Annotated in this window: 18 protein-coding genes; 1 reads left to right on the forward strand and 17 read right to left on the reverse strand. The window is 52.7% G+C overall.

All coding sequences use genetic code 11. The annotated features are described in order from the left end of the window. Positions 1-10: 10 nt before the first annotated feature. From LH22_RS05625 to LH22_RS05650, 6 genes are all read right to left on the reverse strand, one after another. Entirely contained in the window at positions 11-2,053 is a 2,043-nt protein-coding gene (locus LH22_RS05625; protein ID WP_038644775.1) for a pyridoxamine 5'-phosphate oxidase family protein, read from the reverse strand. 10 nt (positions 2,054-2,063) lie between these two features. Further along, the gene (locus LH22_RS05630) at positions 2,064-2,684 is read right to left on the reverse strand and encodes a glutathione S-transferase family protein (RefSeq protein WP_240474692.1); all 621 of its coding nucleotides are present in this window, start codon (positions 2,682-2,684) and stop codon (positions 2,064-2,066) included. A 192-nt stretch (positions 2,685-2,876) separates the two neighbouring features. Then, positions 2,877-4,256 carry a PTS cellobiose transporter subunit IIC gene (celB, locus tag LH22_RS05635; RefSeq protein ID WP_038644778.1) on the reverse strand — a complete coding sequence of 460 codons (1,380 nt, stop codon included), beginning with the start codon at positions 4,254-4,256 and terminating at the stop codon, positions 2,877-2,879. A gap of 193 nt (positions 4,257-4,449) precedes the next feature. Beyond that, positions 4,450-5,766, reverse strand: a complete 1,317-nt coding sequence (locus LH22_RS05640; protein WP_038644780.1) for a 6-phospho-beta-glucosidase — start codon at positions 5,764-5,766, stop codon at positions 4,450-4,452. After that, complete coding sequence (locus tag LH22_RS05645; RefSeq protein ID WP_038644782.1) at positions 5,759-6,100, reverse strand: PTS lactose/cellobiose transporter subunit IIA; 342 nt, start codon at positions 6,098-6,100, stop codon at positions 5,759-5,761. The genes LH22_RS05640 and LH22_RS05645 overlap by 8 nt, the downstream gene beginning before the upstream one ends. Before the next feature lie 61 nt (positions 6,101-6,161). Continuing rightward, complete coding sequence (locus LH22_RS05650) at positions 6,162-6,467, reverse strand: PTS sugar transporter subunit IIB (RefSeq protein WP_038644784.1); 306 nt, start codon at positions 6,465-6,467, stop codon at positions 6,162-6,164. 292 nt (positions 6,468-6,759) lie between these two features. Here LH22_RS05650 and LH22_RS05655 point away from each other — a divergent pair, with 292 nt between their 5' ends. Next, positions 6,760-7,713, forward strand: coding sequence for a MurR/RpiR family transcriptional regulator (locus tag LH22_RS05655; RefSeq protein ID WP_038644786.1), 954 nt, complete (start codon positions 6,760-6,762; stop codon positions 7,711-7,713). Here the strand turns inward: LH22_RS05655 and LH22_RS05660 are convergent. From LH22_RS05660 to LH22_RS20520, 11 genes are all read right to left on the reverse strand, one after another. Continuing rightward, positions 7,705-8,028 carry a gamma-glutamylcyclotransferase family protein gene (locus LH22_RS05660; protein ID WP_038644788.1) on the reverse strand — a complete coding sequence of 108 codons (324 nt, stop codon included), beginning with the start codon at positions 8,026-8,028 and terminating at the stop codon, positions 7,705-7,707. The two genes, LH22_RS05655 and LH22_RS05660, sit on opposite strands and share 9 nt — an antisense overlap. A 118-nt stretch (positions 8,029-8,146) precedes the next feature. Next, complete coding sequence (locus LH22_RS05665) at positions 8,147-8,686, reverse strand: fimbrial protein (protein ID WP_038644790.1); 540 nt, start codon at positions 8,684-8,686, stop codon at positions 8,147-8,149. Between the two features lie 8 nt (positions 8,687-8,694). After that, the gene (locus LH22_RS20095) at positions 8,695-9,180 is read right to left on the reverse strand and encodes a fimbrial protein (RefSeq protein ID WP_045814757.1); all 486 of its coding nucleotides are present in this window, start codon (positions 9,178-9,180) and stop codon (positions 8,695-8,697) included. Positions 9,181-9,189: 9 nt separating this feature from the next. Further along, positions 9,190-9,708: a fimbrial protein gene (locus LH22_RS05670; protein ID WP_052059356.1), complete on the reverse strand. Its 519-nt coding sequence runs from the start codon at positions 9,706-9,708 to the stop codon at positions 9,190-9,192. Next, positions 9,701-10,381, reverse strand: coding sequence for a fimbrial protein (locus tag LH22_RS05675; RefSeq protein WP_240474693.1), 681 nt, complete (start codon positions 10,379-10,381; stop codon positions 9,701-9,703). The genes LH22_RS05670 and LH22_RS05675 overlap by 8 nt, the downstream gene beginning before the upstream one ends. Beyond that, the gene (locus LH22_RS05680; protein WP_038649880.1) at positions 10,338-11,114 is read right to left on the reverse strand and encodes a fimbria/pilus periplasmic chaperone; all 777 of its coding nucleotides are present in this window, start codon (positions 11,112-11,114) and stop codon (positions 10,338-10,340) included. Before LH22_RS05680 ends, LH22_RS05675 begins: the two co-directional genes overlap by 44 nt. Positions 11,115-11,152: 38 nt before the next feature. Next, positions 11,153-13,675: an outer membrane usher protein gene (locus tag LH22_RS05685; protein WP_038644792.1), complete on the reverse strand. Its 2,523-nt coding sequence runs from the start codon at positions 13,673-13,675 to the stop codon at positions 11,153-11,155. Between the two features lie 14 nt (positions 13,676-13,689). Beyond that, on the reverse strand, positions 13,690-14,241 hold the full coding sequence (locus tag LH22_RS05690) for a fimbrial protein (protein ID WP_038644794.1): 552 nt from the start codon (positions 14,239-14,241) through the stop codon (positions 13,690-13,692). Positions 14,242-14,317: 76 nt separating this feature from the next. After that, positions 14,318-14,857 carry a fimbrial protein gene (locus LH22_RS05695; protein ID WP_038644796.1) on the reverse strand — a complete coding sequence of 180 codons (540 nt, stop codon included), beginning with the start codon at positions 14,855-14,857 and terminating at the stop codon, positions 14,318-14,320. A gap of 528 nt (positions 14,858-15,385) precedes the next feature. After that, a complete protein-coding gene (locus tag LH22_RS05700; protein ID WP_038644797.1) occupies positions 15,386-16,780 on the reverse strand; it encodes an MFS transporter in 1,395 nt (464 codons plus the stop codon). A gap of 152 nt (positions 16,781-16,932) precedes the next feature. Then, positions 16,933-17,715, reverse strand: coding sequence for a hypothetical protein (locus tag LH22_RS20520; protein ID WP_156102776.1), 783 nt, complete (start codon positions 17,713-17,715; stop codon positions 16,933-16,935). Positions 17,716-17,743 lie beyond the last annotated feature (28 nt).

The raw sequence follows: 17,743 nt of genomic DNA on the forward strand, positions 1-17,743 counted from the left end.
TAACCCCGCGTTATAACTCGAGCTGAATCGGCTCGATATCGCCATTCTGCTGTGCCGGCTGCGCGCAGCAGATTAATATCTCCCCCTCTGCAACACTGGCACTCGGCGCAGTCGTGTAGGTTACTGCTCCCTTTAGAATCCGCGTTTTGCACGATCCACAATGCCCTTCACGACAGCTGTACTCCGGGCTTAACCCACGTGCTTCGGCCAGTTCCAGCAGTGAACCGCTTTGCGGTGTCCAGCGCGCCTCTTTCAGTGATGCCATAAATTTAATCGGCACGTCATGAGTTGCAACCGCTGGCAGCGCCAGTTCGGGCTCAGCTTCATCTTTGTGGCGCTGCAGCGATGAGGGACCAAAAGCCTCCGCGTGAATATGCTGGTCGGCGATGTTGAAGCTGCGCAGCCCGTCATATAACTCCTGAGTAAACTGCGGCGGGCCACACAGGTAAAAGTCGTAGTCGTTAAAGGGCAGCACCTGTGAAAGCAGCGCCATATCGATGCGTCCGGCGACATCGTAATCGAATCCCAATTCTGCATCCTCCGGCTGGCTCAACGCGCGCACCAGTTTGAATGCGCCTTGTGAGGCCGACAGCAATGCATCCAGTTCTCGTACAAATGGGCGTTCCGCTTTGTTGCGCGCGGACTGAATAAAGTAAGTGGGGCGCATGCGCTGTTTGCGGCGTCCTTCATAAACCAGATGGCGCAGCATCGCCAGCATCGGAGTAATGCCGACGCCTGCCGCCATCAAAACCGCTGGGCGCGTCTCTTGTGCATCGATGGTGAAATCACCGGCCGGCGCACGGGTTTCAATTTGGTCGCCGACCCGAAGATGATCGTGCAGATAGCGCGAAACCACGCCATCGCGTTTGATGCTGATGCGATAAAAACCATCTGACGGCGCGACGGACAGGGTGTAGTGGCGAATAAGTGGTTTCTCAGCATCGGGTAATCGCACACGAATCGGCAAATGTTGTCCGGCCTGGTGCGGCAGTAAACCCGCGCCATCATCCGGCCTCAGATGAAATGAGCGAATCGACGCGCTCTCATCAACAATCTTCGTCACTCTGAATGGCCGCCAGCGCTGGGCCAGTTCGCTGGCGCGCAGGCGTTCGGCAGCCGATTGCCAGTCGCCGGTCATTTCTGAAGCCGGTGAGATACCGCCCGCTTCCGTTTCCCAGCGCAAGGCGAGGGCGGCATGACGGCGCACGATGCGGCGCGGGCGGAACGTCCACAGCCGTTCGGCACCCTGAAATGCAGCGATCTCCGGTGAATCGAGGATCACGCTGGCATCACCGGTCATTTGCAGCGTATCGCCGCTGCGGTAATCGACAAACAGCAGCCCGGCTTTACCGTTCTGGTGGATGTTGCCGAGCGTGGAGAAAAACAGGTTGCCGTTAAAATCGGGAATGGTCAGCAGGCCATCGTCATTCACGCGCACAAAGCCGGGTTTGCCGCCGCGATGCGAGGCATCCACCTGCTGTTCATTGTAGGTGGCAACGTAAAACGCATCTGCGTTGGTAACTGTGGTGAGAGCCGGCTGATCCAGCGTGCTAAGTACTTCAATCTCACCTGTCGCAGGCTCATCGGGCGAGCGAGCAAAGCGGAAGTCGCGCAGCTGAATATAGCGCGGGCAGTTGCCGAAACTCTGCTCTACCTGTACCCGAAAGCCACCGCCAATCGCGCTCAGGACACCGTTCATGCGGTTACGTCGACGGGTGTGCAACTCGATGCCGAGCAGGCCAACCGGTGCGCCGTCAGTAAACCCGACAGCAGCCGGATCGCGGGGATCGGGCTGGGCGGCAATATCCAGCGTGGTGGCGTTGGGCGAGAAAATAAAACCGGGTTGGCCTTCCAGCAGCGTAGCCCAGGCATCGCCTTGCGCGTCCACGCTGCCTGCCACGATAAACGGCAGCTGCGCGTAGAAGTCACGATGCTGATCGGGCATGTAGTCGCGAATCACGCGCTGGCCGACTTCCGCCATGCGTTCGGCTACGCCCGCCTGTTGTTGCAGGGCTATTTCACCTGCATGCCATACCGGAAGTTTCTCGCCCATGATCGTTAACTCACGCGATGCTGCGCAGACCGGCAGCGGTTTGCGGGAAGGGAACAAAGCCCGGCAGCGCTTCGATACGGCGTAACAGCGCATTGACCGCCGGATAGCCAGAGAGATCCACATTGCCTTCCGGCGCGCCGATCAGGTAGCTGTACTGCGCGATATCCGCGATGGTCGGGCGATCGCCCACCAGCCATTCACACCCGGTAAGATGTTGATCCATCAGCGCCAAAATGGTGTGCGTACGGGCGATCACTTCGTCAGGGTTGAACGAGCGGCCAAACACGGTAATCAAGCGTGCCGCGCAAGGGCCATAAGCCAGTTCACCTGCCGCGACAGATAACCAGCGTTGCACCTGCGCCGCACCCAGCGCATCTTCTGGTAACCACTCACTGCGGCCTGATTTTTTCGCCAGATAAACCAGAATGGCGTTGGAGTCGGAGATATACGCGCCTTCATCTTCCAGCACCGGCACCTGGCCGAACGGGTTGATGGCGAGAAACGCCGGGGATTTGTGTTCACCGTTAGCGAGGTCTACATCAATCACCTCGTGCGGCAGGTCGAGCAGTGACAGGAACAGACGTGCACGGTGCGCATGACCAGAAAGCGGGAAGTGGTAGAGTTTCATCATTAATGTCCTTTAGTGGTGGATGGGGTGATCCCAAACGCTGTCTAAAGGTTGTCATAGCCTGTGACGCGGCAGAATAGCCGGGTTTGCGAAGTCATTATTGCGGAAAATGGAAGAATGGCGGGCAGTGCTGAAACACGGCGGCCCTGCAAAATCGTTAAACCTATTTTGCAGGGCGCGCAGTCATGCGTATCGCTATTGCCGCGAGGGGTTGGCCGGGAACGATGAAACCACCGCACTCCCTGTCACAGCCTGAGCCTGCTGTTCGCTTTGCTGTTCTTCGCGCTGTTTCAAACGATCCCATACGCGGAAGAACGGATAGTAGATCACCATCGAGATCGCCAGGTTGACCACCTGTAACACCGTGCCGGAAATGTGCCCGCCGGTTGCCAGATAGCCGCTGACAAATATCGGCGTGGTAAACGGCAAAGCGATCCCGGCGGGTGGCGCGACTAATCCGGTCGTCATGGCCGCCCAGGAGACAATCACCAGCACGACCGGCGTCAAAATAAACGGCAGGAACAGATAGGGGTTCATCACCAGCGGAATACCAAACACCAGGGGTTCGCTGATATTGAACAAGGCGGCTGGTCCGGCAATCTTACCCAGCTGTTTCATCTGGCGGCTGCGTGAACGGATCAGCATAAAGATCACCAACCCCAGCAAGGCACCGGTACCACCGGGCGCAATCCACAAATCATAAAACTGCTGCGTGAAGATGTGCGGGATCGGCTGGTTATGCTGGAACGCTTCCAGGTTTTCACTCATGTTGGAGAGCCAGACCGGCTGGATGAACACCAGCACAATGGCATCGCCGTGCAATCCTAGCGTCCAGAGAATGCCAATCAACAGCACTGAGAAAATCATCCCCGGCAGCGTGCCGCCTACGTGGTGCATCGGCAATCCAATCACGGTGGCGATCAGGTTGTTGATGTCGCCAAACGGCGAGGCTTCCACTGCCAGACGGATGATCAGCACCACCGCCAGCACGCAAAAGCCAGGCACCAGTGCGAGGAAGGATTTGGCCACCGCAGGCGGCACACCTTCCGGCATCTTGATCACCAGATTGCGGTTATGAACGAAGCGATAAATCTCTGTCGACATCAGCGCAATCACAATGGCCACGAACAAGCCCTGGCTGCCAATCATCGAGATCGGCAGTACGCCGGTCACCAGCTGTGCGGGCGCATTTTCCACTGGGGCAAACAGTGTCTGCTGCGGAATGGTCATCACAAATGCCACTAACGCCATGGCACCGCTGGTGAGCGGGTCCAGCGTGCGGTACTTCTCCGCCAGACGGTAGGCGATGCCGAAGCTGGAGATCAGCGCCATGATGTCGTAGGTGGCACGCACCGGATAGAGCAGTTTGTTGCGCCAGGTGTCGCCAAACAGATCCGCCATCAAGTGGCCCCAGGCTGGGATGGGCAGATAGGCGAAAATCAGGAAGAAACTGCCAATCAGCATAAACGGCATATTGAGAATGATGCCGTCACGCACCGAAAGCACATGTTTCTGGCCCGCGACTTTCAGCGCTGCGGGCAACACATAACGTTCAATAAAAGTACGGTTGGACACAGGGCCTCCTCAGGCTCAATGGCGCAACGATATGATAATAAGCGGTCCCTTTGCACCTTCACTCGCGGCGGAAAAATCGCGCCGCCAGCGTTGGTGCAGGTGACCTTACATTGCCAGATGCCTTCAATTGCGCAGCAGCACGGTTTATCGGGCATATCGGGAACCGCATGCTCGCGATTGCACCGCTACGGCGCTATTGAGCCGATGAGAACTGCGGCAACCACGGTTTGTTCAGGGTTAACACTTCGTCCAGCAGGGCTTCCGCTGTCGTGACATCACCCACCAGAGGGTTGCCCAACAGCGCCAGCAGCGCCTGATCCCGGTCACCGTGTATTGCCGCTTCAATGGTTAAGCGCTCGAAGGCTTTAATCTGCTGCGTCAGACCGTGCATCAGCGACGGCAACTCGCCAAACACCAACGGGTGCGCACCCTGGGCATCCACCAGGCAGTTCACTTCCACCACCGCGTCATCGGGCAGGCCGTGAATTGCGCCGTTATTGCGGCAGTTCACCACCAGATTCTTGCCGCTGTTGTTGTGAATCGCGCTGATCAGCTCGACCGCCACTTCAGAGTAATAGGCGCCACCGCGGAAGCTTAACTGCTCGGGCTTGTGCGCCAGCTGCGGGTCGGCATACAACGCAAACAGCTCGGCTTCCACCTTCATGACCTGCTCAGCGCGGGTGCCTTCGTGCCCGTTTTTGGCTTTCTCCTGTTCTTCAGCCAGCATCTGCGGCGTCTGCCAGTAGTAGCGATGATACGGACAAGGAATGGCGTTGAGCGCGCGCAGGAACTGCGGCGACCACGGCATATCTTTGATGTTGTTCATGGTCAGCGACTGACCATCACACAGTTGGTCAATCACCTGTTTGGTGACATCTTCGCCACGACAGGTGACCTGATGCACCCACACCAGATGATTGAGCCCGGCAAAGCGCAACTGCACATCATCCCATGGCGCGTCGAGCATACCGGCAATCATATGATGCATATTCACCGGTACGTTACACAGACCGATGATTTTGGCGTTGCTATAACGCGATACCGCTTCAGTGACGATCCCGGCGGGGTTGGTGAAGTTGATGATAAAGGCATCGGGCGCCAGCTCTTCTACTTTCCGCGCCACATTCAGCATCACCGGAATGGTGCGCAGGGCTTTGGCAAAACCGCCCACGCCCGTGGTTTCCTGGCCGAGTCGTCCATATTTCAGGCCAAGACGCTCATCGGCTGCGCGCGCCGCCAGCTGGCCGACGCGCAGTTGGGTCAGCACGAAGTTCGCACCGCGAATCGCATCATCCAGCTCAAAGTGCACGCTGACGTTGACCTGCTCTAATCCCTTCTTCTGCAGCATCCGGCGAGTGAGGTCGGCAATAATATTCACTTTCTCGCGACCCGATTCCACATCCACCAGCGCCAGTTCAGTCACAGGTAACTGCGCATAACGGTTGATGATTCCTTCGACCAGCTCCGGTGAATAGCTGCTGCCACCACCAATAATTGCCATTTTAAGCATCGCTTCCTCCTGCCGCAGTACGGCGATAGAGTTCAATGATTTCGCCTGCCAGATCCTGCACCAGCATGGCATTCATCAGGTGATCCTGGGCATGTACCAGAATCAGAGTGACAGGCAGTTTGCCGCTGCCCTCATCGAGGCTGATCAACGCCGTTTGCTGCTGATGCGCGCCATTGACGCTCTCTTTGGCCGCCATGAGCTGCTGCTCGGCGGCGGAAAACTGGCCTTCACGCGCCAATCGCAGGGCGCTCAGTGCTGCACTGCGGGCAGCACCGGCCTGCACCAGCAGCAGCATGATCTGTTCTTCAAACTCGATAACCACTTCTTCGGACATGCAGAATCCCCCACAGCACAAGGCCGTGTTTAAATCGGTCAGTTTGGATAAAACGGAAGTATTACGAGGCGTGTAACGCCAGGGCGGTATCCAGCACCTGTTCACCACGCATCATGCCGTAATCCATCATGTCGATTACGGCGACAGCTTTGCCCTGCGGCTCAGCGATGGCAGTCAGGCGGGCGGCTTCAAAATTCACCTGTGGGCCAAGCAGCACCACATCGGCATCCGGCAGGATGCGCTCGAATTCCGCTACCGGTACCGCTTTGATATCTATCGTCAATCCGCGCCCCTGAGCAGCGCTCTGCATTTTGTTGACCAGCATGCTAGTGGACATGCCCGCAGCACAGCAAAGTACGATACGCATATGATTTCCTCCTGTGATTTGTCGGGGCCATTTAAGACCTGTGTTGGAGGCGGTGTAAATACCCTCTGGACAGACGATTTTCTGATGAATGAATAATTAATTATTTAAAATTAATTGGTTACGTGATGATTGTTTGTGAAAATATTTTTCACGACTGTGATCGGTGCTGTAATTTATCGTTAACATAAGCGGGATTTAACCCTTCCAGCGGTGAAATCGCTGAAAAAAAACTCACACTGAAAAATATTTTCATGCATGATGAGTGTTCGCAACGAGAGGATGTGGTGAGCGGATGGATATTGTCTGGCAACTGCGGCAGCAGTCGGCACGCGCGGATGCGCCTGAATCTAAGCTGGCGCGTTTTATTCTGGAAAACCTGCATGTCAGCACGCAGGCGACAATGGAAAGTCTGGCAACGCAGGCAGGGGTGGGTCCTGAAGTCCTGCGCCGCTTTGCGGTATCGGCAGGCTGTCGCGATTTAGATGATTTCCTGCATCAGGTGCGCAAAGCAGGACAGCAGGAAGGGGCATTTATCGATGTCATCCGGCAGCGCCAGCCATCGCTGAGCCAGCAGGAAAACCGTGTGGCGCTGGCAATTCTTAACGATATCGCGTTTGCCGCATCGGCTACGATCGAGCAATTAGCCGGACGCGCCGAAGTCAGTGCTGCCACCATCACCCGTTTTGCCCGTTCTGTGGGTTGTGAAGATATTCGCGAATTGCGTATGCGGCTGGCGCGTGCCAGTTCTGTGCCTTCAACCCCAACCGCGCAGGGTATTCCGCAGCTGGAGGCGATTCATCAGGCGTTAGCCCAGCAGTGGTCATTGGCGGAAACGGCCACCTGGGAGCGGGCAGCACGGGCGTTACGCCAGGCGCGTAGCGTGTTGTTGATTGGTGCGGCAGGACAAACCACGCCGCTGGTGGCTGAAGTACACCAGCGATTAACGGCGACGGGTCTGGCACTGGCATGGATTCAGGATGATAACCTGCTGCGTATGACGTTGAGCCGATTACAGCCGGATGATTTGCTGCTGATCCTCGCGCCGGATGCGGTGAACAGCAGCGTGCTCAGTGCCGTGCATCACGCTCATATCCAAAAAACGGCGGTCATTGCGATCTGCCCAACTAGGCTGGATCTGGCGAGTCAGGCCGACATTTGGTTGCCGCTGCCGGATGATCCACAGGCGCGCAGCTATGGAATTCTCTGCGCGCTGGATCGGCTGGAAATGGCGCTTACGTCATTTTAGCGCGTAGATTTCTGACATCAGCGTGCTGCCATCTTGCAGCACCACTTCAACGGGTACACGCTGATAGCCTTCGCCTTCAAACTCATCAAGCATTGACCAGTTTGCCGGAAGATTTTCCGAACTGAAGACAAAGCCGTTGACCTGCGTGCCTTCAGCTGAGAGTTCAATACCTGGAAAACCCATCGCTGCGCCCCAGCCTGCTTCACGCAAATTGCCGAGCACATAACCTGGCTGCCAGCTTCCGCCGATATTTTCCATAATATGTGCATTAGGACGGCCGGGACCGAGCGTGCCGTAAACGAAGAGACTGTGCATTAACTACCTCAGCAATAAGGGAAAGGCTTTGAATCTATCGCGGGAGGCGAGGTAAGCCAATGGCGTGTAACGTCTGCCCGTTTCTCGTTGAGTAAAGCAGACGTTACAGCCACTTGATTTACAGGTAATCCAGTATGAAGGTGGCGGTCGCCGTGAATTGTCCATGTCCAATTCGTCGGTTAAGAATGGCATCAGGCTCTCCCTGCACATAGGCCTGGAATGCCAGCACCATATTGCCTGCTTGTAATGCTTTTGCCGGGGCAGGTTTATTAATTTTCACGGCAGATCCATCTAAACCCTCAATGCCGATGGCAACACCGCGTGCTGTGCTACCCGCATCAAGGCGCAATAATCCAGGCAACGAGGAATTCTCTGTGCCTTGAAACGTTACTTCGACTTCTTTAAATACGCTGACATCGCAGTCCTCTAAATGAATAAGCAACGGACGACTGGGTGTGCGGGTGTAGCGATAAAGAAACTTATCAATGACCTCTTCAAAATCAAGTTTAATTAAGTCGTCACCCGGCCGTATAAAACAAGGTGCATCGACAAGGCTGCCACGCATAATGAGGTTTTCCGCGGCCTTGACCGCAGAGGATGTGAGCATTCCACAGCTTAACGTGAATAGGATGCTTAACAATGTGATGATTCGCTTCATGGTTAATCCTATTGGTAATCTGCAATGATTGTGGCTCGCGACGTAAAGTCACCGGCATCGGGCAACGCTGCTGGATTAGCAACAGGAACAACCGTTAAGGTGGGGGGGCGCAAAAGGTTGATGGCAATATATTGGTTTATACGCAGCGGAGAACCATTCTGCTCAACCCTTATTCCCAAACCACTTTTGTTAGTCACAACGGCGGTATTATCAAAGCTTGCTGGCGTTCCTTGCACGCTTAAACGTACGCTTCCGGTACCCGTGCAGGCCACTGAATAAGGCACGGGACGACGGTATTTATCGCCATCGATACCACGAATAATTAAGGTGTCGAAATCGATGGTAATCGTTCCGCCACTATTTATTTCGCAGGGAATAGATTCCACAAGTGTGCCTTTAAAGGTGACATCTGTTGCTTGTGCTGATGGAAGCGCCATATATAAACAAGCTAATAACATTGCCTGCTGTCCCTTAAGGCATTTGACGTATCTCATTGTTCTCCCCTATTGATACTCAACCAGCAGCGTTGACGTCGCGGTAAATGTCCCACCTGTGACAGCGCCGCTGCGATTTTTGACTAATACCGCGCTAAGTAACGGTCTTGCGGGGTCGGTGAAGTTATGCCAACTGTTAACCGCCATCTTGGTACCGTTGCTTTTTAATTCAATCGCAAGATTGGCTTTACTGGTACCCAGGACGGTGGTGTCGAATGAGGCACCGCCTCCGCGTAATTGCATTTTTAGCGCTTTTGAAGTGGCTGCTGAGCAATCAAGTACATAAGGTATTGAGCGTTCATAAATCCGGCTATCAATTCGCGAAATAATAATGTCATTGCCAAAATCGATCGGTATATCCCGATTACCATTAACGATACAGGGCGGCGCTAATACTTTGACCTTCACCGTGGCGGTGGTTGAAAATGCTTGCACAGAACCGGTCAAAGGAATAAAAGCGAGTGATATCGCCAACGCGCTGCTTAAAAGCAGCGCATTTGTTCTTTTGTTTGAACGTGAATTAATCATAATTCAACCTAAAATTCACATTGGCGGAATAACTGCCGGCGCGCAGATTCTCGCGTGTGCGCTCTGGAGCAATGTAATAGATCACTACGTTGCTGGCCGGTTTCAATATCAGCGGTTTACCCTTTTGCCCAAGTACGACGTTTTGGCGAAACGCATCTTTTAAGCGCAACCCCATGCCGTCTACACCCTGTGCTTTTATAAGTTGCGGGTTCGCATCATCTTCTATTCCGGTAAATGTGAAGGATACTGCAGGCTGAGCGGCATTCCAGACTAAGTTTCCTCTCACATCACGGTTTGCCGATGACGTGCGCAGGCAGTCATGCAAATAGAGTGCAACGGGGACTAAGTTGCCATTATCACCCGGAAGCTTTAGCTTGCCCGTGGCAATATTACCTAAGTCAACAGACTGATCGGCTGAACGCATATCCAGCCGGCAGGCGCTTTCGGTTAAAGTGCCGTGAGCACGGATGACACCGTAGTTGCCATCCACCAGGCCATCATCAAAACCTGCCTGCGCCACTGAAGAAAATAGCAATGCGCAGGACAGCAATGCGGTTCCCTGAATCTTTCTACATCCCGTTACTGAATGTGCAGCGATGATTATTTTTCGCATCTGATCACTTCCCTGATTATTTTGGCGTTGCGCGTTTGCTGGTATCAACAGTGCAAACATTACCGCTGCATTTAAAAGTCAATGCGGTTTGCCCGCCGTAATCATTGACGTAAACCAATACCGGCGTTGGGCCTAGCGCTGCGGCGCTCCCGCCTAATTCCGACTGACTCTTTGGTGAAACCATCAATGCATCAAATCCTTTAATAACATCGCCTTCCTTTTTCGCGCTGGCACCAATCAACGTGACGTAATAAGGCGTCGGATTGATAACGGTATATTTATCACCACTTTTACTTAGCGTGATCTTTTCCTGGAATGGCGACGCATGTTGTGCCGCCGCCGCTTCTGCTAATGCAGCAGGGCGATAAAAAATTTTGATGCGTGTTTGCAGGGCGATTTGTAATACATTGGGCTTATCACTTTTTGGTGGTATCTCTCGCAGGTTGAAATAAAACAGTGATTCCCGATCTTGTGGCAGCCTTTTAAAGGCTTCAGAAGAGGAAAGGGCCTGAATTTTGACCTGGCTTTCTGCTTTAGGCTCGATGCGTTGTACAGGCGGCACCACTGTTAATGGGCTGCTGTTATCCAGTTTTTCACCTTGCTCATCTTCCAGCCAGCCCTGAGCGAGATAAGGTAATTCGGTGTTTTGGTTGCTGACGGTCAAACTCACCGATTTCTCTGAGCCGGGAAAAACAACGCGCGTTCTGTCCAATGAAATGGCAGCGGAAACCGAGTGAGCAATAATGCTCAATGCTGTTACAGTGAAGACGTTAAGTAATATTTTTCTTTTCATCATTGACCTACAGAATAAAATGACTGGTTTATGTTTATTTATAAGCTCGCGATTTCTTCGCAAGGAAGTAATAGATTGTTCATCATGTTTTCAGGCAGATTCTTTGGCAGAGAAATTTTGCATTGCTCTGCATTATTCCAACGCACCGTCATGCTATCGCCTGCATTGATTCCGCTCAGATACACACTGCCATCATCATTAACGATGCCCGTTTCCTGGTTTTTTATATTCAGCACGGTGGCACCAAACGGCGGTGCACTGCCATCAGCCAGGCGGATTACTGCCATGGCTTTTTCACCGGAGATGACTTTGAATTTCCGATAGCCAATTGCACCTTCAGTCAGCGTTCCTTGCACCACCGATTGGCTGGCTTCGACGTTATCTGCCAACTTATCGAGGTTGATTCGCACGCTGTTGCGGTAGTAGCTACTGACATCGCTCACCACAGCGTTACCGTAACGGTTGGTATAAACTGGATTGCCATAACCGCCGACAGGCACACCGGCAACGCCATCGGTGTCCACTAGCATCCTTGTTCCGCCCATAATATTGCTGCGATGTAATGCACCGCCTTTAGGGGTGAGCGTTGCACCACCTTGCATGGAAACACCTAAGGCGCTGTATTGACCTTCGCGATAGCTGGCCGAGGTGTTTACCTGCGCCAGCGTGCCGTTATGGGTGTAATAGCCGCTCAGGTCGGCGCCCTGGCGTGCAACACCGGTACTCACTTGATACGAGTCAGCATCGCCCACGCGACTGTAATAACTCACGCTTTGACGGTTATCCCCCCTGGCATAGGAACCGTTGTAACTTACCGTTCCAGAGGCGCCCCAGGGCAAAGACAGCGACATATACATGCCGTCATCATGGGTGTTATTGAATTTGTTGCGATAGGCCGTCATGGAAAGACTCAGATTCCTAAAGCGGCCAAGATCGAAATAACGCGAAAGCGAAAAGTCGTAGCGGTCGTTAGCAGGCTGATTCCAGTACGTCTGGTGGTTGTAATTCACATATGCGGTCAGGTTCAGCGATTCAAACTGTTGATTCAGCGAGATGGTATACATCTCTTTGCTGCGTCCAGCGGTGATATCGCCATCCCGTGCATCCAGATATTCGGCCATGGAACGGAAGCCACTATCGGAAAAACGATAGCCGGCGAACGTCACCTGACTTCCGGTTTGATCAAAACGTTTGGCGTAACTCAGGCGATAAGACCCTCCGCGTTGCGTATCCTGAGCCGGTACCTTGGCTTGCGACAGGGTGACGTCTGATGAAATGGCACCAAATGCCAGTAAATCACGCCCTACACCAACGGAAAGCGCGTTGTAATCTTCTCCACCAATGCCGCCGCCATACAGTGACCAGCCGTTACTCACCCCCCATGAAAGCTCACCGGTCGCAAACATCGGACCATCGACACGGTGCTTCCAATCTGAGGGCTTGCCCACGGCGGTTTTAAAACGCACTTGTCCCGGTCGGGTGAGATACGGGATGGTGGCAGTGCTAACCTGATATTGCTTTACGCTGCCATCCTGCTCTTCAACGCGTACATCGAGATTACCGGAAACTCCACTATCCAGATCCTGAATACGGTATGGACCGGCAGCGACTTGTACCTCTTTGATGATGCGGCCTTGTTGACTGATGGTGATTTTGGCATTGCTCTTTGCCACGCCGCTGACTTCCGGCGCATAGCCACGCAAGTTCGGGGGCAACATGTTGTCATCGGATACCAAACTCAATCCGGTGAAACGGAAGCTGTCGAAGATGGCCGAGCTTAGGTAATCCTCACCCATGATAAATCTTGCACCGAGCTTGCTCAGGGCGCGATAAGCGTAGAATCGGCTCCAGTCCCAGCTTCGCGTTCCTGATTCATGATTATTGCCGCTGCGGCGATCGTAACGGGACTGCCAATCTGCGCGTACCCGCCAGGCGTCAAAGTTGGCACCCGTCGTGCCGTTACCCGATAAATTTGTGCCGCTGCCTCCGCCCGCCCCGTTTTGTTGCAGGGTTTGCAGGCTGAGATTGTAGTCAAAGAGTGCGCCAGTAATGCCTTCTTCCCAACGAGCAGGCGGATCCCAATAGGGGCTGCTGTACTCCAAATAGGCTTGCGGGATGCTAACGAACAGCGCTGATTTTCCTAAATCACCACGAGCTTCCATACCCTTTATGCTGTCCAGATTGAGACACTGCTGGTTATGCCACCACGTGAGACTCGCCAATGTGGTCTCTTTCAGGCCAAACTGCTCCACCATCTCCGGTGAAATGCAGGCTACGCTCTCATTAACGTTATTTTCTGCTGGGTAGAAGTGAATCTGCCGCTCAGGCAAGGTGTTCGCATTAAGATCAATCGCGAGGGTATAGGCTCCCGGTAAAATAAAGCCCTTACGCGAGAACTGGCTTAAATCGATATTGCTTCGATCTTTGAGATCAAGGACATCTGTATTGAACTGCACATCACTGGCAGCTTTAGAGGTCGATAATTCCCCAATGAATAATGTTGTCCCAACTGCGGTGATAAAAAAAAGAGAAGCCGCATTGCGCGGAAAACGTAACAGCATGATGGCGTGCCCCGTTAGTTATAATCTATTCTGAAACGGATAGTTAATTGATGATCGCCAGCTTGTAATATTTCCTGGTTACCGACTAAGTTGAGCGTGTACTTAAGATGCATATTCTCAACGATGAGATCGCCATCAGGCAGATGTACACCTGGCGTTGCAACATTCCCTATAAGATCACTGATCTTGACGGAAACTCCGCTGGCAGTACCTGCTGTTTTAAAGTGACCTTTGTCATTTTCACCATCAAACATGACTTTAAAGTTTTTCCAGTCTGGCTTACTGGGATCCAGGCGGGTCAGGACGCAACCAAATAAACGAATGGAGAACTCTTTTTTAGGCCCTTGACCATCCCTTATGATTTTACTAATTGGATGGTTTCCCATATACAGGGTTTGATCGCGATCGCCAACTTCAATTGCACAAGGCGTTTCCACAATTGAACCTGTCATATTTACACGACCAAAACCTTCGTTATTCGCGAAGGTGAGATAGGGCGTTCCCAAGGTGCTGCACAATACCAGGAATGGGGCCACATAACGTAATAATAAGGGCTTCCAATACATCAATATGCTCCAGAATACGGTACAGATTAAAAAACCTGCGACAGGCACGCCGCAGGTAAATAGGTCATGCGTTTTATTAGTTGTAATTCAGCACGAAATTAGTCGGTACCTGGAAGCTACCAGGCACGATGGTCGTCGTGGCCCCACCACCTTTAAGACGTGCTGCGAAGGCCAGGGTGTTGTTGCCATTGATCACCGTCTGGCCTGAAGAGGCAGTGTTCAGTTTGACCTTTACACCATCGCCATCAGTCAGGACAACGGAGGCTCCGCTGGCATCACCACCGACCAGCGCCAGGCTTTCAGAATCATAAGGTGAGGCTGCGCCGGTAAAGGTGACAGTCACTTTGTCTTTGGTGCCGGGCGTAGCGATAACACAGTCTTCCAATTCAATGTTGAAGGGTTTTGGGCTAGATGAACCTGTATTTCCGTTCGCCGCCAATGCTACGTTGGAAATAGCACCAAGAGATACCGTTTGATCCAATGAACCCGGCGCGATAGAACAAGGTGCATCAATAATCGAGCCGGTAAAGGTGACTTTTCCGGTACCACTTGCAGCATGGGTAGAGGAAACAGCAAACAGGCTTAACATAGATAAGGCAATAATACTCTTTTTCATTTAATGTCTTCCATTTGGTTTAGTACCCATATTTTATTATTGATAAATATGGTGTTCACTAATATTGCATCAGGCGCATGCGCGATGATTTACGCTTTTGATCTGATAAAATATTAGTATTTGCACACTGCTATCAGGTGCTCCTGGAACATGCAAATACAGATCTGCATGTTTCATTCTGCTCAGCCTTTTATTTATTTTTAGTGGCGTCGTTGGGGGCATTATGGAGGGAGGGTTGCTTGATGAAAATAAGATTTGTTTTGTGTTGGTGTAGTGAGTGAATGGGCTATTTGTCAGGGATGTATTACATGTGAAGAAATAAGGGGGCTTTCTTAGGGTTTTGAATAAGAGTGAACGATGGAACCCATTGCTAAAAACTATAACATTGCGAAATGAGTGTTACTGTGAGCAGTGTCGTAATTATTACGAGAGTAATTAATGATTATTGCTAATAATATAAAAATATCTTCACTTGCTGAATCTTAACAGGAATGCCCACCCCCATACCCTGTGTGGGCAGAGTTGCTGTTATCGGCTCAACACCTGCGCACCGGCGTTTTTCTCCAGCCGCCAGACATCGAACAGAGACATCAATACCAACAAAGCCACACCCGCGAAAGCGATACGAATATCGCTCTGTTCAATGGTGGCATGCTCCTGCCACAGCATCGAACCGCGCAAGAACAGAGCGGCTAATGCAATGCCGGCGCTCATGCTGAACTGGAAGAAGATGCTGAACACCACGGAGGCATCACTCATTTTGGTTTGCGGCACATCGGCAAAGCCTAAACTGTTGTAACAGCTGAACTGAAGCGAGCGCGATAATCCGCCAATAAAAAGAATGGCAGCAATTGCGAAATAGCCAAGGGAAGAGCTGAGCAGCAAACAGCCCAGCATCGCTGCCAGACTGATGACGCCGTTAACCATCAATACCTGACGGAAACCAAAGCGTTTCATCAGCCAGATGGTGGCCGGTTTCATTGCCAGATTTCCGGCAAACACCCACAGTACCATGGCACCCGCTTGTGCCGCGCTCCAGCCGAATCCCAATTGGAACAATAGCGGAAGAAGGAAGGGCACTGCATTTATCGACGCGCGGAAAAACGAACCGCCCACCACTGCGTTGCGGAAGGTGTTAATGGTGAGCGCGTTAAACGGCAGTAATGGTTGCGGATGGCTAAAGCTGTGACGATAGGCCATAACGCTACACAATATCCCGGCCAACAGCAGCGGGATACCGAGGCTGAGATGCATTTGGCCCAGGGCTTCCAGCGCGATGATCAACGCCGTACAGGCGGTGGCCGTGAGGACGAAACCCCGCACATCAAAGGGGCGTAACAGCTCTGCTTTGAACTGCGGCACCAGATAGCCAGTGGCGATAATAGCGAGGATGCCAAGAGGAATATTCAGCCAGAAGATCCAGGGCCAATGCCCGTAAGTCACAATCAACCCACCCAATGGCGGGCCGAGTACGGGGGCGATCAATCCAGGCCAGGTAATAAAGGCGATGGTTTTCACCATGTCTTTCTTTTCGGTGACGCGTAGCACCACCATACGCCCCACCGGCACCATCATCGCGCCGCCGATGCCCTGCAAAATACGGCTCAGGGTGAACATCGGTAACGTGTCACTGAGGCCGCACAGCACCGAGGCGAGGGTAAAGATCAAAATGGCGCAAGCAAACACGGTACGTGCGCCGAAACGCTCCGCCAACCAGCCGCTCGTGGGAATGCCTACGGCGACAGCCAGTAAATAGGCACTGACACCCACATTCAGCGCCACCGGGCTGGCGGTGAAATCCCGCGCCATTTGAGGGATCGCGGTGGTCATCACCGTGGCGTCGAGGTTTTCCATAAAGAAGGTCACTGCGACCAGCAGTGCCAGCAGCATGGTGTGATTCGGCTTAGTGCCAGGTTGTGTCATAACGTCCCTGAATATTCGATAAATCAAGAAAGTGAAGGCGTATTATTTTTGAGCACAACTGCGTCACATGCAAGCAACATATTGTGAAAAACCCGGCTATTGCCGGGTTGCGAGAGGTAACTATAAGGATATGAATTATAACGTGAATGTTGTTAGAGAAGATTTATCACAATCGTACCGCTGCCGCTCTTATCGCCAGGCGTTGGATTGGTCGCTTTGAGCGTGGAAGCGACAGTATGGGCTGACGTGCCGCTGGGTAAAGAAATCGTTCCAGAGCTGCGGCCATCAAAGGTGAGGGTTGATGTCACTCCACCTCCCAAATTGATGGTGCCGCCCAGGCTTGCAATGGTGGCAGAGGTTGCCCGATTACAAATGACATTGATTGAAACGCTATCCCTTTTACCATTAACCTGGCCCGCTTGCAGTGTGCCATGGTCGATGTTTGGTGAACCTGAAAATGAGCAACTGGTGGGGACCGGAGGAGCTGACGCTGCCCGGCACACAGTACCGGGCTGATTTTGATAATCAGTGCCGGGGAAATATGCGCTGAGTGCGCCAGCGCCACCAACACAAACAGAATAAGGCGGGCTTCCAGAAGTAAAATGAGTCAGTGTGCCACTGCCTGGATGAGTCCTTAAAAATGCGCTGTTGGCCTCCGCCCAAGTCGCCCTGGTGGATACGAAAACGTAGCGCACGCCTCTTACGACGCGCGCTGAGCCGTCAGAATTATCAATAACCCAAATGCCAAAAAAACATCCCGTCCCCCCTGTCCTGCAAACAGGGCCAGTGGTGGGGTTTCCACCTGAGGTGCTGCTATAGCTAAGGGTGACGTTGTGACTACTATCGTATGATGCACTGGTGATGGATATGACAGCATGGGCGCTGAATGAAGAGAGTAAGAAAATGAGCGAAAATAAAAAGGGTATTTTTTTCATTTTAATCCTGGTTGAATTTTAAATCAGT

It is taken from the genome of Pantoea rwandensis, assembly GCF_000759475.1.
GTDB classification, from domain to species: Bacteria; Pseudomonadota; Gammaproteobacteria; order Enterobacterales; family Enterobacteriaceae; genus Pantoea; species Pantoea rwandensis_B.